This is a genomic window from Aurantimonas sp. A2-1-M11 (genome assembly GCF_036549475.1).
Taxonomy (GTDB): domain Bacteria; phylum Pseudomonadota; class Alphaproteobacteria; order Rhizobiales; family Rhizobiaceae; genus Aurantimonas.
Map to the genome: position 1 here is coordinate 20152 of NZ_JAZHLI010000054.1, position 7807 is coordinate 27958.

Annotated in this window: 8 protein-coding genes; 5 read left to right on the forward strand and 3 right to left on the reverse strand. The window is 60.4% G+C overall.

Going from position 1 to position 7807, the window contains the following annotated elements; all coding sequences use genetic code 11:
- Positions 1–257 precede the first annotated feature (257 nt).
- The 5 genes from VQ042_RS19375 to VQ042_RS19400 all read left to right on the forward strand — a co-directional run bounded on the left by VQ042_RS19375 (position 258) and on the right by VQ042_RS19400 (position 6111).
- A complete protein-coding gene (locus VQ042_RS19375; protein WP_331821956.1) occupies positions 258–920 on the forward strand; it encodes a DUF2291 family protein in 663 nt (220 codons plus the stop codon).
- Positions 917–2461 (forward strand): sugar ABC transporter ATP-binding protein, encoded by a 1545-nt coding sequence (locus VQ042_RS19380; protein ID WP_331821957.1) that lies wholly within the window; start codon positions 917–919, stop codon positions 2459–2461. The genes VQ042_RS19375 and VQ042_RS19380 overlap by 4 nt, the downstream gene beginning before the upstream one ends.
- 19 nt (positions 2462–2480) lie before the next feature.
- On the forward strand, positions 2481–3554 hold the full coding sequence (locus tag VQ042_RS19385; RefSeq protein WP_331821958.1) for an ABC transporter permease: 1074 nt from the start codon (positions 2481–2483) through the stop codon (positions 3552–3554).
- A gap of 110 nt (positions 3555–3664) precedes the next feature.
- The gene (locus VQ042_RS19390) at positions 3665–4618 is read left to right on the forward strand and encodes a D-ribose ABC transporter substrate-binding protein (protein WP_331821959.1); all 954 of its coding nucleotides are present in this window, start codon (positions 3665–3667) and stop codon (positions 4616–4618) included.
- A 560-nt stretch (positions 4619–5178) separates the two neighbouring features.
- Entirely contained in the window at positions 5179–6111 is a 933-nt protein-coding gene (locus VQ042_RS19400) for a sugar phosphate isomerase/epimerase family protein (RefSeq protein ID WP_331821960.1), read from the forward strand.
- 93 nt (positions 6112–6204) lie between these two features.
- On the opposite strand, the gene VQ042_RS19405 is transcribed toward VQ042_RS19400, so the two are convergent.
- Genes VQ042_RS19405 through VQ042_RS19415 form a run of 3 tightly spaced genes read right to left on the reverse strand, consistent with a single transcriptional unit; the run spans position 6205 to position 7335 of the window.
- On the reverse strand, positions 6205–6465 hold the full coding sequence (locus VQ042_RS19405) for an HVO_A0114 family putative DNA-binding protein (protein WP_331821963.1): 261 nt from the start codon (positions 6463–6465) through the stop codon (positions 6205–6207).
- 2 nt (positions 6466–6467) lie between these two features.
- Complete coding sequence (locus VQ042_RS19410) at positions 6468–7004, reverse strand: hypothetical protein (RefSeq protein WP_331821961.1); 537 nt, start codon at positions 7002–7004, stop codon at positions 6468–6470.
- The gene (locus VQ042_RS19415; protein ID WP_331821962.1) at positions 6991–7335 is read right to left on the reverse strand and encodes a nucleotidyltransferase domain-containing protein; all 345 of its coding nucleotides are present in this window, start codon (positions 7333–7335) and stop codon (positions 6991–6993) included. Before VQ042_RS19415 ends, VQ042_RS19410 begins: the two co-directional genes overlap by 14 nt.
- Between the last annotated feature and the right edge of the window lie 472 nt (positions 7336–7807).

Sequence of the window (7807 nt, forward strand, 5' to 3'; positions counted from 1 at the left end):
TTGATCTTCGCAGTGCAACATATTTCATCGCAAGAAACATATTGCACTTTTGTTGGAAAAGCTAGTAGGATCGTCGACGTCACCCAATCGACCGGGCCTTTCGTGTGCCAGATTGTAGCGGGGGCGAACGGCCTGGGGAGGATGCCGGATCATCGAAGACTGCCGACGCGTTCGACGGCGAACGTCGGTTCATCGCAGGCACGGTCTTTCGGCGCACCTTTCCAACACCAGAACGGACACCGCGAGGGGTCGAACGAATGAGCGTTCAGTCCACAGACCACCGGCAGACGAGCGGCGGATTTCTGTCCCGCCGCGTAATCCTTGCGAGCGTCGCGCTCGGGGCTCTCGCGGCAATGGCACTCGACACCACCCTTGTATGGGACGGTTCGGAACGCGCCGCGTCCGTCTCCACGCAGAGCTTTTCGCCGGAAGAGTTCGGCACTGCCCGGTTCCCCGAGATCCGGAACAGCATCGAGACCCGTGCGGTCGATGCTCCGACCCTGGCCGAGGCGATTGCAGCCGACAAAGGCGCGGCCGCCGAAAAATATGGTGTAGCCGCAGGCATCGGCGCGGTCATTCCGGTAAGATTCACAGGAACGGTCGGCGAGGGAAAGTCGGGAATCTTTGCGGTCGCTGTGGATGGCGTTCCCGACGAATTGACAGTGCGAGTCCAGACCGGGCCGGCGGTGAACGGCACGGATCTGCGCGATGCAACGGGCACGATAGAGTTCGGCCAGTTCAAGAACCAGATCGAGTACCAGAATGCCGGCGCAGCCATCAACGACGCCATGAAGTCGGAGGTTCTGGCGCCGATCGACAATGCGAACCTCACCGGCAAGACGGTCGACGTGACCGGCGTCTTCAAGTTGATCAATCCCAAATCGTGGCTGGTAACGCCAGTCCGGATGAGCGTCCAATGAGCGTCTCATGTGAAAACGATCAAGCAATCGGCGAAATCGTTCTGTCGGCGCGGGACATTTCCAAGTCCTATGGCAACATCCATGCTCTGAAGAGCGTGAACTTCGACGTTCACAAAGGTCAGGTAACGACGCTGTTCGGTGAGAACGGGGCCGGCAAATCAACGCTGATGAAGGTTCTATCCGGCGTCATCAAGCCGACCTCCGGCAACATCCTTCTCGACGGCAAGCCGGTCGCGTTCTTATCCTCAACCGATGCGCGCGATCAGGGCGTTTCGATCATCCATCAGGAACTGTCGCTCGCGCCGAACATGTCGGTGCGCGACAACATCTTCATGGGCCGTGAAATCATCGGCAATGCGGGCGTCGATTTTGCCGAGGAAGCGCGCCTGACCCGTCTTTTGATGGAGGATCTCGAAGAGGATATCGATCCGCTGACCCTGGTCGAGGACCTGCGCCTCGGCCAGCAGCAGATCGTCGAGATCGCCCGGGCGCTTTCGGTCAACTCTCGTATCCTCATCATGGACGAGCCGACCTCCGCGCTTTCCGCGACGGAGGTGGAGGTCCTCTTCAAGGTGATCCGCGATCTTCAAAGCCGCGGCGTCTCGATCGTCTACATCTCCCACCATCTGGAGGAAGCGCTCGAAATCACCGATCACGCGGTCGTCCTGCGCGACGGCGAGATGACGGCGCGAGCGCCACGAAAAGACATCGATCTGGAATGGATCGTCCGCAACATGGTGGGCGAGAACTATGATCTCGGCTCACCACCGACCGGCTACGAGATGGGCAAGACTGTCCTGTCGATCCGGAATATCAGCGTGCCCGACAAGACCCATCCCGAACGCGCAGTCGTCGACGATCTGTCCCTCGACGTCAAAGCCGGCGAAATCGTCTGCATCTATGGTCTCATGGGCGCAGGCCGCACCGAACTCATGGAATGCGTCGCTGGGCGCCTGCCCCAGAGCGCCGGACATGTTCTCCTGAACGGAGAGGATCTTGCCGGGCGTTCGATCGCAAGTCGCATCGCCGCCGGCCTCGTTCTTGTGCCCGAAGACCGCCAGCGTGACGGTCTCGTTCAGACCATGTCGGTCGGCGAGAACCTGTCTCTGGCCTCGATCGGCGCCTTCACCAAGGGACTTTTCACCTCGAAGAGGCGCGAGCAGTCGATCGTGACCGATGCGATCCGTAACGTCACCATCAAGACCGATGGCGGCGGCGCGCCGATCACCTCGCTCTCGGGCGGCAACCAGCAAAAAGTCGTCATCGGCAAGATGCTGGCGACAAATCCGAAGGCGGTTCTTCTCGACGAACCGAGCCGCGGCATCGACATCGGCGCCAAGGCCGAAGTTTTCAGGCTTCTAGCGGCGGGTGCGAAACAAGGCCTTGCCGTCGTCTACACGACATCTGAGGTCGGCGAATGCCTTTCGGTCGCGCACCGGATCGTTGTGATGCGTCGCGGAAAAATCTCCGCCGAGTTCCGCGCCGACACAACCAAGGAGGCGATCATGTCCGCCTCCGGTGAATCCAAAGTCGCGGCGTGAGAGCGGGGACGGAAAAACGATGACCGACACGACAACAAGCGCTCGGAAAAACTCCGGAACCGGCCTGTTCGGCGGCGACTTGGATCTCGCCAAAATCCTGCTCGAAGGCCGCGCGTTCTTTGCGCTGATCGCGATCGTCGTCACCTTCTCGATGCTATCGCCGCACTATTTCAGCACAAACAACTTCCTCATCATGTCGTCGCATGTTGCGATTTACGGCCTGCTCGCGGTCGGCATGCTGCTTGTCATTCTGACCGGCGGCATCGATCTTTCCGTGGGCTCAACGCTCGGTCTCTGCGGTGTTGTCGCAGGTGCGCTTATGCAGGGTATGCCCTTCGAGACATTCGGCTTCACGGCCTATCCGCCAGTCTGGGTGGTCGTGATCCTCACCTGCGCGGTGGGCGCCCTGATCGGGGCCGTCAACGGCGTTCTCATCGCCTTCTTCAAGGTACCCGCCTTCGTTGCGACACTCGGACTTCTCTATGTCGCACGCGGCATAGCACTCCTGATGACGAATGGACTGACCTACAACAATCTCGGCGGGCGCGAAGTGCTCGGCAATACGGGTTTCGCCTGGCTCGGTTTCGAACGCCTCTTCGGCGTTCCGGTCGGTGTTCTGGTGCTGGCGGCCGTCGCGATCGTCTGCAGCCTCATCCTGAGTCGAACCGCGTTCGGGCGCTGGATCTATTCGACCGGCGGCAATGCCCGTGCAGCCGAGCTTTCCGGCGTTCCCATCCGCTCCGTCACGGTTTCGGTCTATGTCATCTCCGGCATCTGCGCGGCGATCGCAGGCCTCGTCCTCTCTTCGCAGCTTACTTCGGCCGGGCCGACGGCCGGCACAACCTATGAACTCACGGCGATTGCCGCTGTTGTCATCGGCGGTGCGGCGCTGACCGGCGGTCGCGGCAATATTCGCGGAACCATGCTGGGCGCCTTCGTCATCGGCTTTCTGTCGGACGGCCTCGTGATCATCGGCGTCTCGTCCTACTGGCAGACGGTCTTCACCGGTGCGGTCATCGTCTTCGCCGTACTTCTCAACTCCATCCAGTATTCCGGGCGGCGCAAGAAGCCCGTGGGATCTGGACCACCGTAATCTGGTGCCCGGGCGGCCAAGGCTTATCGAAAATCGCCGCACGAAGCTTCAGAACAGCCGCCGGTCGCACCGGCGCAACGATCATGTCCTTAATAGGAGGAAACCTGAGCATGATGACCTTTACTCGCCGCCTCGCGCTCGCAGCGCTTGCCTCGACCGCCTTCGTCGCAGGTCCTGCGCTTGCGCAGGAAAAGGGTCTGATGACGATCATCGTCAACGATCCGGCAAACCCCTACTGGAAGACCGAAGGCGATGTCGCCCAAAAGACTGCCCAGGACATGGGCTATGAGGCGACCGTCGCCGCCCACAAGGGCGACACCAATGTGGAGAGCAATCTCATCGACACGGCGATCACCAACCAGTCGAAGGCAATCCTGCTCGATCCGGCAAATGCCGATGGTTCGATCGGTGCCGTCAAGAAGGCCGTTCAAGCCGATATTCCGGTCTTCCTGATCAATGCCGAGATTAACGAAACCGGGCTCGCCAAGGCTCAGCTCGTCTCGAACAACGCCCAGTGCGCAGCAGACGGCGCGGTGAAGTGGGTCGAACTTGCCGGCGATACGGTGAATTATGTCGAATTCTTCGGCAACCCCGCAGATAACAACGCCGCGACCCGCTCGAACGGCTACGAGACGGTGCTGTCTCAGTACCCGGATCTGACCAAGGTTGCCGAGGAAGTTGCCAACTGGGACCGTACTCAGGGCTTCACCAAGATGCAGTCGATCCTGCAGGCGAACCCCGACGTTCAGGCCGTCATCAGCGGCAATGACGAGATGGCGCTGGGCGCGATCGCAGCCCTCAAGGAGGCCGGAAAATTGACCGAAGGCATGGTGATCGGCGGCTTCGACGGAAATCCGGACGCCGTCGAAGCGGTGAAAGCCGGCGAGATGTCCTACACCGTCCTCCAGCCCGTAGCCGAGTTCGCGGCCGAAGCCGTAAGGCAGGCCGACGCCTTCGTGACCGACGGCACTGCGCCGGAGAACGAGAAGCAGCAGTTCAACTGCCAGATCATCACCTCCGAAAACGTCGACAAGTACACCGGTCCGTTCGTTCTCGAGAACTAAGGACTACGGATCGGAACCGTGAATCTCGGGCATGCTCTTGATGACGTGCCTGCCGGACAATCCGCTCGGATGCCGCGCAAGAAACCGCAGCGTCCGGGCACCTCTCTAAACTGAGACTTCCCATGGCCCAGAGCGAACGCGTACTCCGTGAAGCCATCATCGAAAAAGCACGCTGGATGAATTCGAGCGGGCTTAACCCAAGGCACATCCGGGAGCATCCCGACGCGTTGTTATCCGCGTCTCGGACTGTGCGACGTTCGGCACGAAGAAGCTCTCTGAAGCAGCCCTGCCCGCACTTGAAGATCGTACTGCTTGCCTCCTAGCCAATCACGGCATCGCTGACGCTGCGGCTGCCCTGATCTCTCGTCGTCCGCAACATTTCAAGCCGACCCGCATAGCGCTTCCACCTCTCCAGCAGTAGAGCACCCGTCCCGCTGCTGCCAGGAAACTGGACGAGGATGCTATGTCACCCGCACCGCATTTCAAAATATTGCGTCTCAGTTTTTCGCGTCCGCGACCCGTGTCGCCGTCAGACCACCACCCATCACGAAGAGGCGGCCATGGCCTTCACCCTTTCGATCAGTACCAATCCCCTGGTCAACCGCTTCGCAGAGCCCGAGGAGCTGATGGCGGTCATCGCCGACGAGATCGGCATCGGCCATGTCCAGCTGACCCACGAATTCCTCAGTCCATCTTGGCCGGCCGGAACGCTAGCGCCTCTCGTCGCGCGCATGGCCGCCGCCGCGTCCGTCCATGGGGTGGCCATCACCTCGATGATGACGGGGCCCTACGGACGACTGAACCATTTCGGCCATCCCGACGACGGCGTGCGCGCCTATTACTTGGACTGGTTCAAGACACTGTCCGATATCGCCGCCGATCTCGGCTGCCCGGCGATCGGCACGCAATTCGCGATCTTGACCTATCGGGATTTCGATGACTGCGACCGGCGCGAGATGCGGCTGCGCGATGCCCTCGATTGCTGGGCCCGCCTCGCCGATCATGCCGCCGAACGCGGCCTGACCTGGATGTTTTGGGAGCCGATGTCCGTCGGCCGCGAATTCGGACACACGCTCGAAGACTGCGCCGCGCTTCAGCGCCGGATTGACGCTGCCGGCCTGTCGCTTCCGCTCAAGTCCATGGTCGATATCGACCATGGCGACGTGACTTCCCCCGATCCCGCCGACACCGATCCCTACGCCTGGGCCAAGCGCTTCGCCGCCATCTCGCCGATCATCCACATCAAGCAGAGCTCCATGAACAAGGGCGGCCACTGGCCTTTCACGGCTACCTATAATGAGAACGGACGCATCACGCCCGACAAGCTCCTCGCCCAAATTCGCGCCGGCGGTGGCACAGACAACGAACTCTGCCTCGAACTCGCCTTCCGCGAACGCGACCCCACGGACCGCCAGGTTGTCGCCGCCCTGGCCGAATCCGTGGCGTTCTGGTCCCCGCATACGCAGATTGGGCAACCAGAGGTTGGCTGGTAAGAGGGGCAAAACCCCGCCCGGGGTTTTGCTCCTCTTACTGCGATGTAGTCGATTTTAAACAGGCAGGCTTTGGGATGGCTGATGCCGGCCGCTTCAATCACCTTGCAATGCGGCCAGGTCTATGACGACCTGTTCCGACGCAAGCTCAGGCTTCTTCGTCCGGGAACCGACCATTGAGATCACCCCGACTTCTTCCAAGGCCGCGAGTGAGCGCGATACATTGGATTGCGACTTGTCGGCCAGTCCGCACAGTGCCGCCACGCTTTCGGGGCGATATTTGCTGATTAGGGCCAATAGCCGGCAATTGTTGGGAGTCAGGGCACGGAGAATTTGCTCGGGAGTCGGCGAAAGCATCTTCACGGCCCTCCCGAGGCTCCACCAACTGCACCGTCACCGCCGTCATCGTCGTCCGTATGCTCTTCGATCAGAGTTCGCTCCAAATCAACGACGGCCGCCGTCAAGGAAGGAAGCGCTTCGCTGACCCGATCCAAATGTTCAAGCACTTTTTCCGCCTTGAGGTCGAAGCCATAGCGGTGTCGGACCAGGTGCCGGAACCCTTTCAGTTCCGTGAGTGACTCATAAAGATCGACGTCGAGGACGGCAGGCCGAACGCCATCGATTGGAACTGACATCTGGTCGAGAATGTCTTGATGCATCGAACTGCCGCTCGGAACGAGATCGTCGACATCGTTGGCCAGCCCGAGAAGGACGTCTTCGACGCCATTATAAACATTGTGGATACCCAGGGCGACGGCACTGACAGCACCCCATTCCCCGCTTCTCACACCATCGCCGTGCTTGAGCATGTGAGCCTCTATCTTCTGCATCTCCTTTTCAGCGCGCTCAAGTTTCACCGAAAGCTTTGCGAAGGCAGGATGCTTAAAGACAGTCATCAAGTAGTTCCCTCACGCGCTCCGAAGACAGGTCCGAAGCAAAGATCAGATCGTATGGCAGATCGGTCCGTCTGAAGCGGTCGGCAACGAGGCGCTCGATCATGACCCGGCGCTTTGGGTCGGTGTCTCCGTGAACCAAGAGATCGACATCGGAGTGGACACGGAATCGGTCTCTCGCCAAAGACCCCACTATAGAAATCTCTATGCCCTGACCTTTTGCAGATTCGACGACCTGACGGGCACGTGCAGTTGCGACCTTCCTCCGTTCATCGGTTCTGCGACGCAGCAGATCATCCATCCTGTTCATTGTACTGCCCCCCTCGCGCGTCATTCTTCGTAGACGATATCGTCCTATCACATTTCATACATATCAGAAAATGATATGTATTCGTAAGCCTGCGACAAGAATCCAGTCCGCCGACTCGCGCTTGTGATAACGGGGTACGACCCGCGCGCCATCCACTTGGATCCTCCGTCTTAGCGGGCCCGTGCGGAAGCCGCCCTCCTTGTCGCTATGCAAGGGCTGCAGGGAGCATGGTAGCGGCCCGTCACAAGCGCCGTCCGTCTCATGTCGTTGACGCTACCGACGACGCTCGCTGCCGGGGCGCCGTCATGTGAGTTATCGAGCGACAGACTGGGTGCCAGCATCAGCCTGACACAGCGACACGCATGTCAGAGCGTTGACCGGGATTGAACCGCCCCGGGTTTCCCGGAGACCATTTGGTTTGAGTCCTACGCGGCTATCGGCACGGCCTCAAGCCTGGCGTAGTAGGCGGCTTCCGCCTCGGCGGGCGGGAGGTTGC